General features: G+C 41.2%; 17 protein-coding genes. 14 read left to right on the top strand and 3 right to left on the bottom strand.

Going from position 1 to position 20,834, the window contains the following annotated elements; all coding sequences use genetic code 11:
* Window position 1 precedes the first annotated feature (1 nt).
* The 4 genes from lptB to ABJF57_RS05335 all read left to right on the top strand — a co-directional run bounded on the left by lptB (window position 2) and on the right by ABJF57_RS05335 (window position 4,303).
* Window positions 2-733, top strand: coding sequence for an LPS export ABC transporter ATP-binding protein (gene lptB, locus ABJF57_RS05350; RefSeq protein WP_462230461.1), 732 nt, complete (start codon window positions 2-4; stop codon window positions 731-733).
* 2 nt (window positions 734-735) lie between these two features.
* Window positions 736-2,262 (top strand): GH3 auxin-responsive promoter family protein, encoded by a 1,527-nt coding sequence (locus ABJF57_RS05345; RefSeq protein WP_462230463.1) that lies wholly within the window; start codon window positions 736-738, stop codon window positions 2,260-2,262.
* Window positions 2,263-2,364: 102 nt separating this feature from the next.
* A complete protein-coding gene (locus ABJF57_RS05340; RefSeq protein ID WP_462230464.1) occupies window positions 2,365-2,658 on the top strand; it encodes a hypothetical protein in 294 nt (97 codons plus the stop codon).
* A 52-nt stretch (window positions 2,659-2,710) separates the two neighbouring features.
* Window positions 2,711-4,303: a SulP family inorganic anion transporter gene (locus ABJF57_RS05335; protein WP_462230466.1), complete on the top strand. Its 1,593-nt coding sequence runs from the start codon at window positions 2,711-2,713 to the stop codon at window positions 4,301-4,303.
* Between the two features lie 33 nt (window positions 4,304-4,336).
* Here ABJF57_RS05335 and ABJF57_RS05330 read toward each other — a convergent pair whose 3' ends face one another.
* Entirely contained in the window at window positions 4,337-5,362 is a 1,026-nt protein-coding gene (locus ABJF57_RS05330; RefSeq protein WP_462230468.1) for an RluA family pseudouridine synthase, read from the bottom strand.
* A 17-nt stretch (window positions 5,363-5,379) separates the two neighbouring features.
* Between ABJF57_RS05330 and ABJF57_RS05325 the strand changes: the two genes are divergently transcribed.
* The 3 genes from ABJF57_RS05325 to ABJF57_RS05315 are packed head-to-tail and all read left to right on the top strand — an operon-like array spanning window position 5,380 to window position 9,508.
* Complete coding sequence (locus ABJF57_RS05325) at window positions 5,380-6,282, top strand: 1-aminocyclopropane-1-carboxylate deaminase/D-cysteine desulfhydrase (protein ID WP_462230470.1); 903 nt, start codon at window positions 5,380-5,382, stop codon at window positions 6,280-6,282.
* Window positions 6,283-6,322: 40 nt separating this feature from the next.
* Window positions 6,323-7,960: a hypothetical protein gene (locus tag ABJF57_RS05320; protein WP_462230472.1), complete on the top strand. Its 1,638-nt coding sequence runs from the start codon at window positions 6,323-6,325 to the stop codon at window positions 7,958-7,960.
* Window positions 7,961-9,508, top strand: coding sequence for a DUF5723 family protein (locus ABJF57_RS05315; protein ID WP_462230474.1), 1,548 nt, complete (start codon window positions 7,961-7,963; stop codon window positions 9,506-9,508).
* A gap of 12 nt (window positions 9,509-9,520) precedes the next feature.
* Here ABJF57_RS05315 and radA read toward each other — a convergent pair whose 3' ends face one another.
* A complete protein-coding gene (gene radA / locus ABJF57_RS05310; RefSeq protein ID WP_462230476.1) occupies window positions 9,521-10,876 on the bottom strand; it encodes a DNA repair protein RadA in 1,356 nt (451 codons plus the stop codon).
* Window positions 10,877-10,929: 53 nt separating this feature from the next.
* On the opposite strand from radA, the gene glyA reads away from it, so the two are divergent.
* The 3 genes from glyA to rpiB are packed head-to-tail and all read left to right on the top strand — an operon-like array spanning window position 10,930 to window position 13,470.
* Window positions 10,930-12,204: a serine hydroxymethyltransferase gene (gene glyA, locus ABJF57_RS05305; RefSeq protein WP_462230478.1), complete on the top strand. Its 1,275-nt coding sequence runs from the start codon at window positions 10,930-10,932 to the stop codon at window positions 12,202-12,204.
* Between the two features lie 6 nt (window positions 12,205-12,210).
* A complete protein-coding gene (tatC, locus tag ABJF57_RS05300; protein WP_462230480.1) occupies window positions 12,211-13,038 on the top strand; it encodes a twin-arginine translocase subunit TatC in 828 nt (275 codons plus the stop codon).
* A 3-nt stretch (window positions 13,039-13,041) separates the two neighbouring features.
* Complete coding sequence (gene rpiB / locus ABJF57_RS05295; protein ID WP_462230482.1) at window positions 13,042-13,470, top strand: ribose 5-phosphate isomerase B; 429 nt, start codon at window positions 13,042-13,044, stop codon at window positions 13,468-13,470.
* Here rpiB and ABJF57_RS05290 read toward each other — a convergent pair.
* Entirely contained in the window at window positions 13,460-14,833 is a 1,374-nt protein-coding gene (locus ABJF57_RS05290) for a hypothetical protein (protein WP_462230484.1), read from the bottom strand. The genes rpiB and ABJF57_RS05290 overlap by 11 nt on opposite strands.
* A gap of 93 nt (window positions 14,834-14,926) precedes the next feature.
* On the opposite strand from ABJF57_RS05290, the gene rbfA reads away from it, so the two are divergent.
* From rbfA to ABJF57_RS05270, 4 genes are all read left to right on the top strand, one after another.
* Window positions 14,927-15,289 carry a 30S ribosome-binding factor RbfA gene (rbfA, locus tag ABJF57_RS05285; RefSeq protein ID WP_462230486.1) on the top strand — a complete coding sequence of 121 codons (363 nt, stop codon included), beginning with the start codon at window positions 14,927-14,929 and terminating at the stop codon, window positions 15,287-15,289.
* On the top strand, window positions 15,286-16,512 hold the full coding sequence (locus tag ABJF57_RS05280) for an FtsX-like permease family protein (RefSeq protein ID WP_462230488.1): 1,227 nt from the start codon (window positions 15,286-15,288) through the stop codon (window positions 16,510-16,512). Before rbfA ends, ABJF57_RS05280 begins: the two co-directional genes overlap by 4 nt.
* 79 nt (window positions 16,513-16,591) lie before the next feature.
* Window positions 16,592-19,504 (top strand): DEAD/DEAH box helicase, encoded by a 2,913-nt coding sequence (locus ABJF57_RS05275; protein WP_462230490.1) that lies wholly within the window; start codon window positions 16,592-16,594, stop codon window positions 19,502-19,504.
* Between the two features lie 77 nt (window positions 19,505-19,581).
* Entirely contained in the window at window positions 19,582-20,826 is a 1,245-nt protein-coding gene (locus ABJF57_RS05270) for a PDZ domain-containing protein (RefSeq protein WP_462230492.1), read from the top strand.
* Window positions 20,827-20,834 lie beyond the last annotated feature (8 nt).

The following is a 20,834-nucleotide window of genomic DNA, read 5'->3' as shown; positions in this document are numbered from 1 at the left end:
TATGGAATTACGCGCAGAACATCTGGTTAAAAAATACAAAAAGAGGAAAGTCGTAAATGACATCTCTGTTACGGTAAAAACTGGAGAAATTGTTGGTCTGCTTGGCCCTAATGGGGCTGGAAAGACCACCTCTTTTTATATGATTGTAGGTCTTATCAAGCCGAATGAGGGTCATATTTTCCTCGATGAGGAAGATATCACGGAACTCCCCATGTATCAAAGAGCTAAACGAGGGATTGGGTATCTCGCGCAAGAAGCTTCGGTTTTTCGAAAACTGAGCGTAGAAGACAATATTCTTGCAGTCCTTGAAATGACCGGAAGAACCAAGCAAGAACAGAAAGAAAAATGTGAGAGTCTGCTCGAAGAGTTTAGCTTAACTCATGTTCGTAAAAATCTTGGGCAGGTACTGTCTGGAGGTGAGCGTCGAAGAACCGAGATTGCCAGAGCACTAGCCGTAGACCCAAGCTTTGTACTTCTCGATGAACCTTTTGCTGGAGTAGATCCCATTGCAGTGGAAGAAATACAGACAATAGTAGCTCAACTAAAAAATAAAAATATTGGCATCCTTATTACGGATCATAATGTGAATGAAACGCTTTCGATCACAGATAGAGCTTACCTCATGTTTGAAGGTAAGTTGTTGAAAGCTGGTACCGCCGAAGAACTCGCCAATGATGAACAAGTAAGGAAGGTTTATCTTGGTAAGCATTTCGAGCTAAAGCGAAAGGTATAAGCATGGAACTGCTCAACTCCATATTGTCTTGGGTGATGAAAAAGCGAATTCATCAGATTGAGCTGTTTATGAAATATCCTCATGAAGTCCAAAATGAGCTTTTGGAGGAGATGGTCAAAAAATCTTCAAAGACCGAATACGGCAAAAAGTATGGATTCGGCACCATAGAAAACTATGAGCACTTCAAGAACAAAGTCCCAATCGTAGATTACGAAGACTTGTTTCCTTATATCGAGCGATTGATGAAGGGAGAGCAAAACATCTTGTGGCCTTCCGATATTCGATGGTTTGCAAAGTCTTCGGGAACGACCAATGCACGAAGCAAATTCATCCCTGTCTCTCAGGAAGCCCTTGACGATTGCCATTACAAAGGAGGGAAAGACTTACTCAGCATCTATTTCAACAATTATCCAGAAGCTAAAATGTTTGCTGGGAAAGGACTGGTGATTGGCGGCAGCCATCAGATCAATCAATTTGACAAAAACTCAAATTCTTACTACGGTGATGTCTCTGCTGTATTGCTCAAAAACCTTCCCTGGTGGGCTCAGATGGTACGCACTCCCAGTCTGGATATTGCGCTGATGGATGAGTGGGAAGAAAAAATTGATAAGATGGTTGACATTACCTCGAATGAGAATGTCACCAATATTTCCGGCGTTCCTACCTGGATGATTGTGCTTATCGAGAAGATGCTCGAACGAAATAATGCAAGCAACATTCTAGAGGTTTGGCCAAACTTGGAAGTGTTTTTTCATGGTGCCGTTTCGTTTACCCCGTATGAGGAGTTATTCAAAAAACTAATTCCATCGCCAACGATGCGCTACATGGAGACGTACAACGCCTCTGAAGGATTTTTTGGAATCACGGATCAGGTCGACAGCAAGGAAATGCTCCTCATGCTGGATTATGGAATTTTCTATGAATTTATCCCCTTCAACGAACTTGACAGAGACAACCCAACAACTTTGACCCTTGATGAAGTTGAAGTAGGTAAGAATTATGCGATACTCATAACAACCAATGCTGGTCTCTGGCGATATCGCATTGGTGATACCGTAATTTTTACTAGCATAGATCCATATCGAATCAAAATTTCAGGCCGTACCAAGCACTTTATAAATGCCTTTGGTGAAGAATTAATCATAGATAATGCAGAAGTAGCCATAGCCGAAGCTTGCAAAAAAACGGATGCTGCCATTGACAACTTCACCGCAGGGCCTTTGTATTTAGGAGAGGGAAACAAAGGTGGTCATGAATGGGTCATTGAGTTTACACGAGATCCCAATGATATGGAAAGATTCACAAAGCTATTGGATGAAAAGCTGCGCGAAGTAAACTCCGACTATGATGCCAAACGATACAAAGACATTGCATTGCAGGAACCAATCATCCATGTGGTTCCTCAGAACACTTTTTATCATTGGATGAAATCTCGCGGAAAATTAGGTGGGCAACACAAAGTACCTCGTCTGGCAAATAATCGCGAATATTTAGATCAATTGCTGACATTTAAGAGCCATTCATCATAAAGATGAGTCTACACTTTTTGCACAAAACCTCCTCACTTATATTTACGTATGCCAATTCACTGTTTTGAACAAAAAACAGTATTCAGTGGTTATTAGCCTTTCATGCGGAATATATTTTACATTCGACTTCTAGCCTTCGTACTTTGCTCGGCAATGATCTGTGAGGCTTCTGCACTCGCAGAAACTGTGGATGTTATCTCTGCGGAAACAGATGCTGAAATGGAGCATGAGGAGGGCAAAGAGAAGGAGAAAGAAAAAACGACAAATAGACTTGAGTCTATCATGCTGGCGGAGAATTCAATTATTAGTCGAACCGGTCTGGCAAGACATCAAGATAGATTTTGGAACACTCCATCCATTGATTTTCAGACCCCCCCGCCGAAGTTGTTGCCGTAATTTCATACGTACTTAACTTTTTACTCAACAACAACTTATCAGTTTTACTTAAATGGAAAACAATAGTAATAATATTGGCTTATTCAGCAATTTTAAAACAGACCTTTCAGCTTCCTTAGTCGTATTTTTAGTGGCCGTACCTCTCTGCTTGGGCATTGCTCTGGCTTCTGGGGCTCCTCTTTTTGCCGGCATTATCTCAGGGATCATCGGTGGCATCATTGTCGGCGTGATCAGTGGTTCCGCCGTTGGCGTGAGTGGGCCTGCAGCTGGGCTTGCAGTCATTGTTTTAGCAGGAATACAAGACTTGGAGTCATTCCCTATTTTCCTTGCAGCAGTCGTAGTAAGTGGAATCATCCAAATTATCCTTGGGTTTGCCAGGGCTGGTATCATTGGTTATTATTTCCCTTCATCAGTCATTAAAGGCATGTTATCTGCCATTGGCATTATCATCTTCCTAAAGCAGATCCCTCATGCCGTAGGATATGATGCAGATCCTGAAGGTGATCTTGAATTCTTCCAACCTGATGGTGAGAATACTTTTTCAGAGCTTTTCACAATGATGGACTACATTAAGGAGGGAGCCCTCATCATCTTCGTGATATCAATGTTCGTTCTTATTCTCTGGGAGCGACCATTCATGAAGCGCATCAAAGTATTCCAGATCGTTCAGGGGCCCTTGATCGTCGTGACCACCGGAATCATACTCAACATCTTATTCAAAGGATCGTCACTGTACATTGACGAAACTCACATGGTGAGTTTACCAGTAGCAGCAACCTTTAGTGAATTCATTGGCCAATTTACTTTCTTTGATCCTTCCGCCTTGTTGAGAAAAGATGTCTTGATACTTGGTGCCACCATTGCCGTAGTGGGGTCGTTGGAAACTTTATTGTGTGTAGAAGCCACAGACAAATTAGATCCTCAAAAAAGAATTACACCGACCAATCGAGAACTCATCGCTCAGGGTTCAGGTAATATCTTGTCGGGAATGATTGGAGGCCTCCCCATCACACAGGTAATTGTTCGAAGCTCTGCCAATATCCAGTCTGGTGGAAGAACTAAAATATCGGCAATTTTTCATGGTTTACTTCTGCTTATTTCGGCGGTATTTATTCCAAACGTGCTGAATTTAATTCCACTATCAAGTCTCGCGGCTATTCTTATAGTTGTGGGATATAAACTCGCTAAACCTTCTGTTTTTAAAACGATGTTTAAAGCTGGCAGGTCAGAATTCGTGCCTTTCATGGTGACACTTCTTGGTATCATTTTCACCGACCTTTTGATTGGTATTCTTCTTGGACTTACTGTAGGTATATTTCAGATTTTGTATAACAATTTCAGAAAACCGTATGTGGTCCAAACAATCAGCGAAAATGGAAATAAGAAACTCCAATTGGAACTGTCAGAGAATCTGACCTTTTTGAATAAGGCCAGTATTATCGAAACAATTTCTCATATTCCTGATGATTCGGATGTAACCATTGATGCATCGCGCTCTCATTTTATTCATCCGGATATTATCGAAATTCTGGAGGACTTCAAGCAAAACGCCATGTATCGCAACATTAACCTTCATATATACGGTTTAGATAAGGAGCATGACAATCCCCTTCAAGAGCTAAAGAAAGTAGCTAAAGAAATCTAGATAAAAGGCCTTTCTAAATGGAAGGCCTTTTTTTTAATCTGTATGATCAATATAGCTTTTCCACTTTGTCAGTACTGAAGCAAAGTCTTCTGGAAGATCTGAATCTACAAACACTTTTTTCTTGGTAATTGGATGAATGAATCCAAGTGTTTTCGCATGTAAAGCTTGCCTGGGCATCATTTTAAAACAGTTTTGAACAAATTGCTTGTATTTAGTGAAAACCGTCCCTTTTACAATTTCATTTCCGCCATAGGTTGCATCGTTGAACAACGGATGACCTACATAGCGCATATGTGCCCTAATCTGATGTGTTCTTCCTGTCTCCAAATTGCATTTTAAAAGAGACACATATCTTAAATCTTCCAGAACTTCGTAGTGTGTAATCGCATGCTTTCCAAAATCTCCTTCAGGAAAAGCTCTGGTGATTCTTCGGTCTTTCAAACTTCTACCTACATTGACATTGATGGTTCCTTTCGTCTCTTCAGGAACCCCCCATGCTAGTGCGTAGTAGGTTCGCTCTATCGAATGATCAAAAAACTGTTTGGCCAGACCATTCATGGACTTTTCCGTTTTAGCAATCACTAACAATCCGGAGGTGTCCTTATCTATTCTATGTACAAGTCCAGGGCGACCATCATTCCCCTTCATTTCCGGCAAGTTTTGAAAATGGAAAGCCAGCGCATTTACCAAGGTTCTTGACCAGTTTTGGTATGCTGGGTGCACCACCATTCCTGCAGGTTTATTTACTACGAGTAAGTGCTCATCTTCAAAAACGATATCAAGCGGAATGTCTTCTGCAACTAATTCTTCATCGCGAGGTGGTTCCGGTAGCATCACAGAAATTTCGTCTTCCGGATGCACTTTGTAGTTTGGTTTCACATCGCTTCCATTCACTTTCACAAATCCTTCCTTGATGCCTGCCTGAACCTTGTTTCGTGTGACGTTAGGCAATCGATCCATCAAAAACTTATCAATACGGAGTAATTCTTGCCCCGCATCCACCTTGATGTGATGGTGCTCATATAAGTCTTCTTCGTTTTCGTCAGGTTCATCGCTCATGGCTGTAAATTTAAGGGATGGTTAGCCTTCCTACACCACTTCAGGAAATATCGCACGAGCTTTTAGAAAAAAGAGCCATTAAACTTTATGTAAAAAGAGATGATCTAATTCATCCTGAAATAATGGGCAACAAGTGGCGAAAGCTTAAGCATAATCTCAAAGCCATTCGCGATCAAAACTTGGAGTCCATCATCACAATGGGAGGAGCCTACAGCAACCACATTGCTGCAACAGCTGCGGCTGCAGCTGAGCATCATTTAAAATCTGTTGGCATCATTAGAGGAAATGAGCTTAACAAAGAAAGCAATCAGACACTTCGCGCCGCTCATGCAAAAGGGATGGAACTTTGCTTTGTGGATCGGAAAACGTTTAGAGAATGGCGTGAAAACCCTGCAATGCTGAAAACTAAATATTCCAATCATTATTTTTTACCAGAAGGTGGAACAAATGAATTAGCGATTGAAGGGTGTACAGAAATACTATCCGAGATTGATCAAGAATTTGATGTTGTCGTTGCACCAATTGGGACAGGTGGCACCTTCGCTGGAATACTTAAATCTGCTCTTCAGGAACAAAAAGTTATTGGAGTAAGTAGTTTAAAAGGCAATTTCATTCATGAGGAAGTGAGTACTTTACTCAAAAATCACTCAATAAGTAATCCAAATTATGAGATAATGGACGCGTACCATTTCGGTGGATATGGAAAGACAAATCAAAAATTGATCGATTTTATTAATTGGTTTAAAGAAAATTTTGGGATATCACTTGACCCGATTTATACGGGAAAGTCATTTTTTGCCGTTTGGGATATGATTAAAAGCCATAAATTTGAAAAAAATCTTAGAATAGTACTATTACACACGGGTGGACTTCAAGGTATTGAAGGCTTTAATCGAAAAAATGAGAATATTATACAATAAGACTTAATTTTAAAACAATTTGTCAGCGGTGAAAAAATTTGTGTTCATAATAATCTCCGCATCTTTATTTGCATCCTGCAACGTAGGTGAGTTGGAGTTTGATGATTTAGAGGTGACGCCTATATCTGGCGTGTTTAGTTTTCCTTTGGGACAAACGACGTATCTCATGCGCGATCTGGTGAGCAACCAGACGGGGGATTCACTGAGTTTCCAGGAAGATTCTACTTCTTTGTATACGCTCCTATACTATGATACAATCACGTATAGTGCCCCTGATGATATTGTTCAAATAAATGACATCAACTTCAATGGGTCTTTGACATCAATTCCGATTGCAGTCGGTCCGGCAAGCGTTAACCTCATCGAGTCCTTTCAAACAGAATACAATCCGCAAAGCAGCGAGCAGCTTGATTCTGTCTTTTATGAGTCTGGTGACCTGACTATAACAACCACCTCCACGATAAATGGAGATTTGAGTTACACATTTACGATTGCAAACACCACCAACGTCAATACCGGGACAGCTATGACAATAGCTGGAAATATCTCCGGAGGAGGATCTGATATGCAAACCAGGTCCCTGATCAATCACAAAACCGTCCTATCAGACCCCAGTGGAAGCAATGTTTTTGATATTGATCTGAACGCGGTAGTAACTCTCAACGGAGCTCAATCGCTTGCTGGAACAGAGACTCTTTCATTTGATCTTACGTATGGCAACCAAACATTTAGTTTGATCTATGGCAAGTTCGGAAGAGATACCATTCAGGTTGGGAACCAGTCCATAGAAATCGATTTCTTCACTCAAACAGCCAGAGAGGGCATCACTTTTGGTAATCCTAGTATTTCATTTGATTTCAGAAACACTTTTGGAATTCCGATAGGCGTAGATTTTGCCAGTGTCTATGGTGAAGATGGTAATGGAGATCAGACATTTTTAACCGGAAGTGTCATTACAAGCGACCCTGTGATAACCGGATCCGGATTAGATACTCCAACTCCGGCTACCCCTGGCGAAACCGCTCAAACCATCGTAGAAATCAATCGCGGCAATTCCAATTTGGTAAATCTGTTGTCAAAATCCCCTCAACGTTTAGTTTTTGATGTAGCTGGTATATCCAATCCTGAAAGCCTGACAGAGGGCAATTATCTTCAACCCACGAGTTCCATAAGTGCTTATGTAGCGGTAGAGGTCCCTATGGAAATTCAGTTGGAAAACTTCTCAGAATCGGGAACCTTCGGGTTAGGTGATGGATTAGACTTGAGCAATGTTGATTCAGCGTTCATCCGTCTGGTAACAAACAATGAGCTTCCATTTAATGGAACTGTGAACCTTGAGGTCAAAGATGCCGATAGTGTAACGTTATTTCCAATTACGGATACAACAGACCCGCTATTTAGTCAAGAGCAGTTTGACCGATTTACAAATATTCCAGTCATCAAGGCACCATTGATCAACATCAACGGGGAGGTCACTGATCCGAGTGGAGCTACCCAAGACATCGCGCTTACCCCACAAGAAGTGGAACTTCTAAGCGGCGCTTCGCATGTAGTCATCACCATGGTTTTGAATACTCCTGTAAGTCAAACCTCAAGAGATATCTATGTGAAAATACTTGCTAACTATACCCTGAATTTAAAAGTTGGAATTGGAGGTAAGTTCAATTTGGAATTATAGATGAGGAAAATCACTGCCACCATACTATTTCTAGCCTCTCTGTTAAGTCTAAATGCACAGACCAGTCTGTCATTTCAACATTTAGGTAATGCGACTTTTCAAAACAATCTGATTAACCCATCCTTGATACCTGAAGGCAAGTTCTTTCTGGGATTACCTGTTTTATCAGGGGTGCATGCCAATGTGAATAACAAGTTTAGCTACAATGAAGGTTTCACTGTAGAAAGCACCCGTACATTGATTGATGTTCCTAAGATCATTGGCAATCTTCAAGGACAAAACATGGTTTCAACTAAGGTAGGAGTAAACCTTCTCCATCTTGGGTACAAATTGAAATCAGGAGTTTTGCTGAGTTTTGTTGCGAATGAGCGTGTGGAAGCAGACTTTCTTTATTCAAAAGAACTTGTACAGTATGTGTTTACCGATGGCAACAGTGCTTTCTTAAACCAGGACATTAAGATTTCCAGAATTGGCCTGACTGCATCTCACTTCAGGGAATTTGGGTTGGGGATTGCAGCACCAGTAAATGATCAGTTGACTGTCGGTCTAAGAGGAAAATTCTTAGTCGGTTTTGGCAATGCTAGCCTTCCAGGGAATACAACCGCCACACTCAATTCCAACGGGGAGGCATTTCAAATTGATGCCGAATGGAAAAATGCCACCCTACGTACCTCTGGATTTGATATCTATGATGAGACAGTCGGAGATATTAATTCACATCTGGTTATGAATGGGAATACGGGGTTTGCACTTGATATTGGTGGTACTTATGAACTCAACAGGTATTACACCATTACTGGTTCACTTGTAGATGTTGGCTTCATTAATTGGAAGGAAAATATTAAAAGTTACACGCTTGCCGATACTACCTTCAACTATAGTGGAGTAGACTTAGAGAATCTGGATGATATCGAGCAAACATTAGAAGACTCGCTTTTTAGCAAATTTGAAACTACTGATACCTTCGATCCATACAAGAGTTGGCTACCTGCTACTGCTTATGGTAGTTGGATATATCACTACAGTCCAAAAACAGACATCTATGTTACGGTTGGATCTCGATGGGTACAGCGTCAATTCAAAATGATGTATGGCGGTGGAATTACGCAAAAATTCGGAAAGGCATTTACTGGTTCCATCAGCGTTACCAAATTACCGCAACAGTTCTTTAATGTAGGAGCCGCTATTGCTGTAAAAGGCGGCCCGGTGCAAATGTATATGGCTGCTGATCAGGTCATTAATTTCTCGGTTCCTGATGCTAAAGCATTTGATTTCCGATTTGGCATGAGCTTCGCCTTTGGAAATAATAAGGAAAAAGAAGATAAAAGTAGCCTTACAAGATCTACGAATAGTGGTGCGCGGGGATTGGACACCAATGTATTCTTGGGTAAGAAAGTCAAAACCAAGAAACGCGATGGCATCTATTCAATCATTAAGCGTCAGAAAAAGAGAGACGTTAAGAATAAGCGCAGCAAACGAGAGGGTGATGTGCAGAAGAAGAGTCTAAACGGAAGAAGTGGCAAGAAAAACGCAAATGGTACTGAGTAGCAATCGCACTCACTAAAACAATTGCCTGAACGCATCACTCAATTTTGAAAAGGAGTGGACTTTAATCTTGAATTGGTCTAGATCCTTTGCTTTCAAGTTGTGCTTCGATATATAAATCTCTTTGAAGCCTAACTTCTCAGCCTCGTTGATTCGATTCTCAATTCTATTGACTGGACGGATTTCTCCCCCAAGCCCTACTTCTGCAGCAAAGCATACGTCATCCCCTATTGGTGCATCCTCAAATGAGGAGAATATCGCCGAGCAAATGGCAAGATCAATCGCTGTGTCTTGAACCTTTAAGCCTCCGGCAATATTTAGAAAAACATCCTGGGTACTCAGTCGAATCCCAAGTCGTTTTTCCATCACCGCTAAAAGCATGGTAAGTCTCTTGTAATCATAGCCCGTAGTACTTCGCTGTGGGTTGCCATAGCTTGTGGGGCTGACAAGCGCTTGCGATTCTAAAATAAGCGGTCGATTACCTTCTAATGTGGCTCCCAAAGCAATCCCACTCAGTCCCGGATCACGTGGTGAGATGAGTATCTCAGATGGATTTGTTACTTCTCTGAGGCCATTTGCATTCATTTCGAACATGCCAAGCTCAGAGGTGGACCCAAATCTATTTTTGATGGTTCGCAGGATGCGGTAAGATAGATGTCTATCCCCTTCAAACTGTAAAACCGTATCTACCATGTGTTCGAGTACTTTTGGACCCGCGATTGCTCCATCCTTGTTGACATGCCCAATTAAGAATATTGGGACTCCCTTCTGCTTAGCAAATTTCATGAGCTGACCCGTGCATTCTTTCACTTGAGAAATGGATCCAATCGCAGCTTCAATCCGATCAGAATGCAGCGTCTGAATTGAATCAATGATTAAGATATCTGGAGCCAAGCTCTCTGCTTGTTTGATCACCTGAGAAAGACTCGTCTCGGCATACAAAAAACAGTGCTCCGCTGTAGTACCAATTCTTTCGGCGCGCATTTTTATTTGTTCCGCGCTTTCTTCGCCAGAAACGTATAGTGTTTTTTGTGGCAACCGAATGGCCATCTGCAGCATGATTGTAGACTTGCCAATGCCCGGCTCTCCACCCACTAGCACCAATGACCCATCTACTATCCCGCCACCCAAAACACGATCCAATTCCTCGATTCCTGTCTTCAATCGTTGCTTTGAAGCCACTTCCCCAGCTTCCTTGATATTAATTGGCTTACTTTTTTCTACCGTGAAGTCTACCGCTGTTGCTGTGGATTTAGAAACCACCTCCTCTACATAGGTATTCCACTCATTGCATGACGGGCATTTTCCAACCCATTTGGCAGATTCTGTTCCGCAAGATTGACAATAAAAGACGGTTTTTGTTTTAGCCATATTTAGATGAGGATTAAGGCGAAGATATAAACTGTCTCATATAATTTTACGGCATGCAAAAAGATCAGAAAATTTTTGACCTAATCAAGGCTGAAGAAAAGAGACAGATAGAAGGAATAGAGCTGATAGCCTCGGAGAATATTGTTTCACCACAAGTACAAGAAGCTGCGGGTAGTGTGCTTACCAACAAATATGCCGAGGGCCTCCCCGGGAAAAGGTATTATGGTGGTTGTGAAGTCGTGGACGAAATAGAAGATCTTGCAAGAGAACGAGCAAAAGAACTTTTCGGTGCGACCTGGGCAAATGTTCAGCCACACTCTGGTGCCCAAGCCAATGCAGCTGTAATGCTAGCATGCTTAAATGCTGGCGATGAAATCTTAGGTTTTGATTTATCCCATGGAGGACATCTTACGCATGGCTCAGGAGTGAATTTTTCTGGTAAGCTCTACAAGCCTAACTTTTATGGTGTTGATAAAGAAACCGGATTGATCGATTATGATCAACTTGAAAAAGTAGCACGAGAGAAGCAGCCAAAAATGATTATTTGCGGTGCTTCTGCCTACAGCAGGGATTGGGATTACGAACGATTTAGGGCAATAGCTGACGAAGTTGGTGCTATCCTGCTCGCAGATGTTTCGCACCCATCCGGACTAATTGCTCGAGGCTTTCTGAACGATCCTTTGGAGTATTGCCACATAGTAACCACTACTACACATAAGACGCTACGAGGGCCCAGAGGCGGGTTGATTCTCGTTCGCGATGACATAGAAAATCCGTGGGGAATCACCACACCAAAAGGGGTAGTCAGAAAACTCAGTTCTCTGTTAGATTCAGGAGTCTTCCCTGGCACCCAGGGTGGTCCACTCGAACATATCATAGCCGCAAAAGCGGTGGCCTTTGGTGAGGCGCTCTCGGATGATTACTTGAAATACCTGGTACAGGTAAAGAAAAATGCTGCTGTGATGGCTGACGCTTTTGTTAACAAAGGTTATAACGTGATATCAGGCGGCACCGATAACCATTTGATGCTGATTGATCTTCGCTCAAAAGATATCACAGGAAAAGATGCTGAAAATGCATTGATCAAAGCAGACATCACAGTAAACAAAAACATGGTTCCATATGATGACAAGAGTCCATTTGTGACTTCTGGAATGCGCATAGGGACGCCTGCGGTGACCACCAGAGGGATGGTAGAGAGTGATATGGTGAAAATTGTAGATTTGATTGATGCAGTAGTTACCAACAAAGAGAATGACAGCAAAATCGCTGAGGTGAAAACTGAGGTAAATAGCTGGATGTCCGGGTTTCCGTTATTTAAGGCTTAATTATACATGCCTTTAGACCAGATACCAGAAGAAAAAGAGATGTCCTTTTTGGATCATCTCGAAGAGTTGAGGTGGCACATCATTCGCTCCCTGATTGCAATTGTTGTATTTGCTATTGCCGCCTTTGTGGCTAAGGATTTTGTAATCGGGACGGTCATACTGGGTCCTTCTCGTACTGATTTCTGGACCTATCAAAAACTCTGCGAACTTGCCGATTTAATTGGAACACCTGCTCTTTGTATCGACACGCTTTCGTTTGAACTGGTGAGCAGAAAGATGAGCAGTCAATTTATGACGCACGTCTCCGTTTCATTTTTTGCTGGACTCATTGTTGGGTTTCCTTATCTCTTTTGGGAAATCTGGCGATTCATAAAGCCTGGTTTAAAAAGCCGAGAAAGAAAAGCTTCTCGTGGTGCTACCTTTTCGGTCACCGTCCTCTTCATGCTTGGCGTACTTTTTGGCTATTTCCTGATAGCCCCCATCTCCGTTCGATTCTTCTCAACATATCAGGTAGATCCTTCGCTGCAAAACCTTTTTGATCTTTCTTCTTATATCAGCACGGTCACCATGATTGTCTTTGGGTGCGGAGTTTTATTCCAACTTCCCGTTATCGTTTACTTTCTCACCCGAGCAGGAATTGTGAGCTCATCATTGATGAAGGCTTATAGAAAACATGCAATCATCGTAATTTTAGTGTTAGGAGCAGTGTTTACTCCTCCAGACCCATTTAGCCAAATATTAATCGCCATGCCTTTGATGCTGCTCTATCAAATGAGTATTGTCATAGCTAAGCGTATAGAGCGAAGAGAAGCCAAACAAAACCAAGACCAATAACTCATGAAAATAGCAATAGGTGGCGATCATGCCGGATTTCAGTACAAAGAAAGACTTGTAAAGCACCTCGAAGGCCTAGGGCATGAGGTTCAGGATTTTGGTCCCGAAACAAGCGATTCAGTGGATTACCCTGATCATGTTCACCCGCTAGCCTCATCCATTGCATCTGAAGATTGTGACTTGGGCATCCTTATTTGTGGAAGTGGCAATGGCGTAGCTATGACTGCCAACAAACATGAAAACGTACGGGCTGCGCTTTGCTGGAACACGGAATTAGCCGCATTAGCAAGACAACACAACAATGCAAATGTCCTTTGTCTGGCGGCTAGATTTCTCGCATATGAATATGCAGAAGGTCTGGTAGATACTTTTGTTGAAACGGCATTTGAAGGGGGACGTCACGAAAGAAGAGTAAACAAGATCAATTGCTAATTTTTTCGTAGCGGTTTCCTCCCCTTTTTACATACGTAGACTGAATTTCCGGAAAACGATGCATCAGCTGTGGCATCACCCCTGCATGATCAATTACGGTGGTTGGATTTGCTCTTTTAAAAAGCAGAAATAAATCTCCTGCCGATCCGTAATAATCCAATCCTTTAAACGCACGTTCACTTAATTGGGCGTTGAAGTACGGTGTGTTAATCTGCACATTTTTATAATAGTCCAAATCGCCGCCTAAGATCATAGTTGAATCCTTTGCCCCTTCTACATTTTCTACCTCAAGTGGTTCTGTAAATGTCTGGTATGAAAATACTGCATACACGAGCACCCCGAAAATGAGTACTCCAGGCATCAGAAATTGAAAAATTCGCTTGCGTAACAAGATGAAATAATGCGTCCAGAAATAGGCAATGATTGGAACAAAGAATACCAATTCGAAAAGGGCCTTTTCGTTCGATAGAAAAAATGTTGCAATTGCACCGAAAAACATCAGCCAGATAACCTGTTGAATTTTTTGCTGGTAATTGGTCAGCCTTGCCGATCCCCATGTTTTAAAAATGGATAGCAAGAAAACAACAATAAATCCTGCTGAAAGCAACAAGGCTTCTACCAAGCTAAGTTCAGAACTCATATTCATCAAAAAGTTCTGAATGAGGTAACTATCAATGAATTGGCCCAAATCCTGTCGCCAATAGAAGTAAAGCCCACACATGGAAAAGACAAGAAGAAAAGTAAACAGATAAAGCGCCAACCTTCTGGAGGCAGCAGTGGAGAAAAGGATTAAGGCAAAGAGAAAGACCAGGAAAAAAACTATTGACGGGAGGTAAATCATCGTTGCTATGCCAATGAAGATCCCCGAATTGAGGAATAACTCATCCGTCACCTGATTATCAATTCTTCTAAGTACGTTCCTGAAAGCCAACAGGATAAAAGTGAGGCTTAATAGCTGTGGCGAGAGTGTCATGAAGTCCGGTACTGACACCATCAGTATCATATAAAGAAAAGCAGGCAAGTACCCATTCTCATCATACGCCTTATTCTTCAATAACAACTGGTTGAAAATTCCTGCTTGAAAAATGATTATTAAGGAGCTGAAGCCGTAGTGAATAAAAGCACTCCTTCCTAAAATCATGCTTAAGTACTTATAGACAAAAACAGCGAGTGGCCCGGTGTAGTCAAAAGTCTCACTGTACATTCTAAAACCATCACTTACCCACTCTCCCAAAAGCAACCATTTCAATTCATAGTAAGAGGTGCCAGCAATGAAATGACTCTGAACGAATCGAATGATCACCATCAAAACAAAAATGATGGCTAATCTGTATGGATCATTTATTCTAAAAAATCGTAGCAATGAGTATCGATTAATAAGATGTAAATCAGAATATCTTCGAAATTAGAATATTTGGTCAAACCCCTTACCGATTATCTTCGGATATTTGCATATATGGAAAGTAAGCGGCAAATAAAATACGGTAAGCAATTGCAAAAAGATCTTGCTGAAATATTTCAGAAAGATCCCAATCATTATTTTGGATCCTCACTTGGTACCATCACAGGTGTGTCTGTATCTCCTGACCTTGGCTTGGCTCGGATTCACTTAAGTATATTTCCTATAAATAAAACTCAGGAAGTGTTTGAGCATCTGAATGAGATCAAAAGTGAAGTCCGACTTAAACTAGGTAAGAAAATAGGCAGCCGTGTTCGTATCATCCCAGAACTTGCCTTTTTTCATGATGATACGGAAGAAAAAGCTTCCAAAATCGACAACCTTATCAACAAACTGAATATTCCTCCAGCGGAAGAATGAATTTTCCATTTTTCATAGCGCGCAAATATTTCCTATCAGGGAAAAAGAAAAATTTCATTAATGTTATTTCCATCATTTCCATGGTGGTGGTGGCAATTGGCACCATGTGCTTAATCATTGCGCTTTCGGTTTTTAATGGGCTTGAGGGACTTCTACGTTCCATGTACGGTCATTTTGATCCAGATATTGTCGTTACGCCCCATACTGGCAAATCCTTTGATTTTGATTCTACCTATGTTCAAAACATCCGGCAAACAGCAGGTGTTGCAGGAGTATCAGAAGTAGTAGAGGATAATGTATTGGTGCAATATAAAGATGCTCAGCGACTGGTGCGCATGAAAGGAGTAAGCAGAGATTTTGACCAGTACAGTGGCATCAAAAACGTAATGGTATCTGGCCAGTTTCCGCTCGTTAGAGATAGCATTGGGTATGCGTTGATCGGGCGTGGGGTTCAGTATGATTTATCCTTGAGCTTAAAAAATGATTTCTATACGCTCCAGATGTACTACCCAAAAGATATCGCACCAGGAGTGGTGAATCCTACCCGGATGTACAACTTACTCAACATCATCCCAGGGGGTATTTTCGCCATAGAAAAATACTATGATGATAACTATGTTTTTGTGCCGGTAGAGTTTGCTAAGAACTTGCTCAATTATGGTGACAGACTTTCGGCTTTTGACATTTATCTGACTGAAGGTGCGAACGCTAAAATGGTTAAGAAAGCAATCCAATCGTCTTTAGGGGACAAATTCGATGTGCGACTGGGAGAAGAATTACATAGTGATTTATACAAAGTATTGAAAGTTGAAAAACTTTTCGTTTTCCTAATCCTGGTAGCTATTATTGGTATTGCCTCGATCAACATTTTCTTTTCGCTAACGATGCTAGTCATTGAGAAGAAAAAAGATATTTCTGTGCTTTTTGCACAAGGAGCATCCACCCAACTCATTCGAAACATTTTTCTTTACGAAGGATGCATTGTTGCATTTACTGGTGCAGCCATTGGATTGGTACTTGGCGTTTCACTGAGCTTACTGCAGGAACACTTTGGGCTTGTAGGCATGGGCATGGATTCGGCAGTGGTCAATAGTTATCCTGTAGAAATTGTCTTTAGTGACGTTTTATTCACTGTTATTGCCATTATTATCATCACCTTACTTGCTTCAATAAAGCCTGCAATAAAGGCCGGGAAGTCTTTCTCAACACATACTTTACAATAAGGCAACAAACTCTTCACATTTTCCTAGGGTTGGGGATTGGATTTTTACTATTTTCGAAGTTTATCTGATCTTAAAATCTGTGAAAGTATCACCTGACAAGCCGTTTGAACTCATCTATTCGCTGTACGATCACGAGTACCTTGGATTTCTCATTGAGTCTTTTGTGGTTCAGCTAAACGAAAAGGGAGAACTAACCTATTCGCATCAAAACATTTCTTCTAAAAATGCGGAAGAGTTCGAGGCAGGGCTTGACCAAAATGATTTCGAGATCATCAAACTCATGGATCAAATCCAACAAGATCAGGTGGCTCACCACTTTCAGAAAAAGAAGCAAAAACCTGAAGAATTTTTCCTAAAAACTTTCGACAAAGAAGCAGGCGACAAGATCTTACAAGGCGAAATAGAGGCATATATTGAACGTAGGAGGTCTCAAATACTTGCTCTGATTCATGGCAAGCGTCTGTTTGAGATGGGGAAAGATGGCGAGCCTGCCTGGAAAGAAATTGAGGTAGTGGATGAGAAAGCAACGGTGTTATTTCATTTCCGCAAAAACGAAGACAACACTCATTACTTCCCTACCATTAAGCTAAAAGGAGAAAAAGTGGAGTTTCTAAACAATGGAAGCTACCTCCTCTGTAAAGAGCCTGCGTGGCTAATTGCCAATGATCAGCTTTTTACTTTTACTAAGCCGGTAAGTGGGGGGAAGTTCAAACCATTTCTTAAAAAGAAATTTATTCTCATCCCTAAAGATATTGAAGAGACGTACTATCAGAAGTTTGTTGGTCCACTCATCTCGGAATTTGATGTCTATGCCAAGGGTTTTGATATTGTCACACATAAACCCAAGCCAACTCCGAAGATTACTGTAAGTGAGCTGCAAACCAGCAGAGCTACCACGCTTTTTGACGATGGAGGAAATGCCCCCGCTGTAGAAAATGATAAGCTCTTACTAGAACTCTCTTTTGATTACGGTCGGCATAATTTCAATGCTGACAAGTTGAGCAAAGTGAGTGTCTCCCTTGAAAAACAGGAGGATAACTATACTTTTCACAGAATCAGCCGCGACCATGAAGGTGAAAAAGGCATAATAGAGCAACTGGCGAGTAATGGTCTTCAGTTAAGAAACTCTCGCGTCACGCTACCAAAAACCACCGCATTTGATTGGATCGGTAGGAATAGTGACTTACTTCAAGATTTTATCATCAAACAAAATCAGCAAGGAAAGAAGTTTTTTGTAGGAGAATCTACGATTGATTTGGAAGTAAGTGAGGGAGTAGACTGGTTTGATCTGAAAGCAAAAATCAAATTTGGCGATTTTGAAATTCCTTTCAGCGAAATACGAAAGTGTATTCTGAAAGGGCAAACAGAGATCAAACTACCCAACGGTGAAATAGGTGTAATACCTGAATCGTGGATCTTACGGTACAAAGATTTGTTTGCATTTTCATCTCAGACAGATGATGGAATTACCTTGAATAAAATTCATGTTTCTCTGGTACAGGAACTCAGAGATGGTGAGCTAGCCAAAGTCACGATGGATAGGAAGCTCGAAAAGCTTCTTTCATTTGAGCAAATGGAAGATTACGAAGTTCCTGAGTCGTTTAAAGGTGATCTAAGGCCTTATCAGCTTGCGGGATACAACTGGCTAAGGTTTCTTGAAGATTACAACTTTGGAGGCTGCCTGGCCGATGACATGGGTTTGGGAAAAACCATACAAGCACTGTCACTTTTGCAACACCAAAAAAACGAAAACCCCGGAAGCACCAGCTTGCTCGTAATGCCCACCTCGCTCTTGTACAACTGGGAGATGGAGGCAAAAAAATTCACTCCAAGCTTGAAGATTCTGAACTACACAGGTATCAACCGTGTGAAAGATACTTCTCAATTTGCAGGATATGATGTCATCATCACGAGCTATGGAACTACACGTGTAGATTCCGAGCTTCTTTCCTCATTTTATTTCAATTACATAATACTTGACGAATCGCAAGCGATAAAAAACCCAGATTCGCTTATTTCAAAGAAGGTTCGAGAATTGAAATCACGGCGTAAGCTTATTCTGACGGGTACACCAATCGAAAACAGCACGCTAGATCTTTGGTCACAAATGAGCTTCCTAAACCCTGGTTTATTGGGCAATGAGGCATATTTCAAAAAAGAATATTTGAAGCCCATAGAAAAGCAGAAAGATGAGTTAAAAACTAAAAAGCTTAACTCGCTGATTAAGCCTTTCTTACTCAGAAGAGAAAAGAGTCAGGTTGCTGATGACCTTCCAGAAAAAGTAGTCAGCGTTCGATATTGTAACATGTCTGATGAACAAAGGGAGGTTTACGAAAAAGAGAAAAATGCTTTTAGAAGTAAAATCATGGATGTGATAGAGACCGATGGTGTATCCAAGTCACACATGATTTTGCTGCAAGGTCTTACGCAGCTTAGGCAAATAGCAAATCATCCAAAAATGATTGATCCTGAATACGAAAATGGATCTGGCAAGCTAGAAGCTGTCACCTATATGATCGAAGATTCCATTTCTAACGGCCATAAGGTGCTTATTTTCAGCCAGTTTGTTAAGCATTTAAAAATTGTTTCTGATTATCTCGAGAATCAAAAACTTCCTTTTGCTTATTTGGATGGCTCAACTAAAGACCGGCAGCATCAGGTTGAACGTTTTCAAAACGATCCCGACGTTTCCATATTCTTGATCTCGTTGAAAGCAGGAGGAACAGGACTTAACCTCACAAAAGCGGATTACGTATTTTTATTGGATCCCTGGTGGAATCCTGCTGTAGAAGCTCAAGCGATTGATAGAGCCCACAGGATAGGGCAAACAAAAAAGGTCTTCGCCTATAAGTTTGTAAGCAAAGACACCATTGAGGAAAAGATCATCAAGCTACAAGCACATAAACAGCAGCTTGCTTCAGATCTAATCTCAGTAGAAGAAAGTTTCGTGAAAAGTCTTTCTCAGAGCGACATTAAGGATCTGTTTGACTAATTTTTATAGCTCAAATAAGGGTTGGATTTTATCCATGTTGTTAGATGAATGTAATTCACTACATAAGAGACTTTCCTATGAGAAATCCGATAATAAGTCTGATCGTATTCATTCTTGTAATAAATACATGCCTTTGTTCAACCGCAAAAGGTCAAAAAGAATTTGGCTTCAGTATGCCGAGCAGGATCAAGAAAATCGAGATTCCTTTTGAGCAGCACAGTAACCTGATATTAATTCCGGTAACAATCAACCGTTTCCTCACGCTCAAATTTATCCTTGATACCGGAGTTGAGAATGCGATCTTAACTGAGAAGCTTTACGGCGATATCCTTGACCTGAATTATGTCAGAGAAATTTCCATTGATGGCCCTGGTTTGGTGGACTCTGTTGAAGCCTTTATTGCAAATGAGGTAACTCTAGGTCTGCCAGGAGGTATCATTGGGCAAAACATGAATATGCTCGTTTTGAAGGAAGATTATCTGAAACTATCAGAAAACATCGGAGAAGATGTGTACGGAATAATTGGCTATGATATTTTCTCTCGATTTGTTGTTGAGATCGATTATGACAACAATATTCTGACCCTTCACGATCCTCAGAGATACAAAAAAGATAAGCGTGAAATAGAAGTCCCGCTAGAGGTGAGAGGATCTAAGCCCTTCATGAGGGCCATCATTTCTCAAGGCGACGAAGAAGCCTCTCTGGATGTCATGGTAGACACAGGTGCAAGTCATGCAGCACTCATTGATTACAACCATTTAACAGGCATTTCTATGCCTGATAAGACAGTGGTGACACGACTGGGTCGTGGTATAGCCGGGGATATTCCAGGGTATGTCGGACGAATTGATCAAGTTAAAATTGATTGTTTTGATTTCACGGAAATGCTTGTTTCTGCTCCCTTTGATGGCGCATATAATAAAGTGATAAAAAGAGGGGCTCGAGTTGGAACTTTTGGTGGCGAACTTTTGAATCGGTTCAACGTCACTTTTGACTACATCAATGGAAAATTTTACTTAAAAGAGAGCAATAGGCACCGGGATACTTTTGAGTATGATATGAGTGGTATGTCTCTAAACGCCGTAGGCACTGAGCTAGATACATTAAAGGTTGTAAGCGTCCAAAAAAATGGCCCTGCATATCAGGCAGATATAAAAAAGGGTGACATCATTCTGTCTGTCAACGGAAAGAATTTACGGTATAATTCGCTTTCAGATATCTACCTTTTGCTCCAAGCAAAGGATGGGAAAAGGATTAAATGCAGAATTAACCGTGATGGCAAAAAGTTTAAAGTGAGGTTTAGACTCAAAAAGATCATATAAAAAAAAGG

Origin of the sequence: Ekhidna sp., from assembly GCF_039940915.1 — a bacterium.
Classification (GTDB): Bacteria; Bacteroidota; Bacteroidia; order Cytophagales; family Cyclobacteriaceae; genus Ekhidna.
Note: the sequence above shows the minus strand (reverse complement) of the source record. Positions and strands in the feature narration are given on the sequence as shown.

Excerpts from the sequence above, each read along its gene's own strand:
- lptB (WP_462230461.1), top strand. The coding sequence starts at position 2 with ATGGAATTACGCGCAGAACATCTGGTTAAAAAATACAAAAAGAGGAAA.
- ABJF57_RS05345 (WP_462230463.1), top strand. The coding sequence starts at position 736 with ATGGAACTGCTCAACTCCATATTGTCTTGGGTGATGAAAAAGCGAATT.
- ABJF57_RS05340 (WP_462230464.1), top strand. The coding sequence starts at position 2,365 with ATGCGGAATATATTTTACATTCGACTTCTAGCCTTCGTACTTTGCTCG.
- ABJF57_RS05335 (WP_462230466.1), top strand. The coding sequence starts at position 2,711 with ATGGAAAACAATAGTAATAATATTGGCTTATTCAGCAATTTTAAAACA.
- ABJF57_RS05330 (WP_462230468.1), bottom strand. The coding sequence starts at position 5,362 with ATGAGCGATGAACCTGACGAAAACGAAGAAGACTTATATGAGCACCAT.
- ABJF57_RS05325 (WP_462230470.1), top strand. The coding sequence starts at position 5,380 with ATGGTTAGCCTTCCTACACCACTTCAGGAAATATCGCACGAGCTTTTA.
- ABJF57_RS05315 (WP_462230474.1), top strand. The coding sequence starts at position 7,961 with ATGAGGAAAATCACTGCCACCATACTATTTCTAGCCTCTCTGTTAAGT.
- radA (WP_462230476.1), bottom strand. The coding sequence starts at position 10,876 with ATGGCTAAAACAAAAACCGTCTTTTATTGTCAATCTTGCGGAACAGAA.
- glyA (WP_462230478.1), top strand. The coding sequence starts at position 10,930 with ATGCAAAAAGATCAGAAAATTTTTGACCTAATCAAGGCTGAAGAAAAG.
- tatC (WP_462230480.1), top strand. The coding sequence starts at position 12,211 with ATGCCTTTAGACCAGATACCAGAAGAAAAAGAGATGTCCTTTTTGGAT.
- rpiB (WP_462230482.1), top strand. The coding sequence starts at position 13,042 with ATGAAAATAGCAATAGGTGGCGATCATGCCGGATTTCAGTACAAAGAA.
- rbfA (WP_462230486.1), top strand. The coding sequence starts at position 14,927 with ATGGAAAGTAAGCGGCAAATAAAATACGGTAAGCAATTGCAAAAAGAT.
- ABJF57_RS05280 (WP_462230488.1), top strand. The coding sequence starts at position 15,286 with ATGAATTTTCCATTTTTCATAGCGCGCAAATATTTCCTATCAGGGAAA.
- ABJF57_RS05270 (WP_462230492.1), top strand. The coding sequence starts at position 19,582 with ATGAGAAATCCGATAATAAGTCTGATCGTATTCATTCTTGTAATAAAT.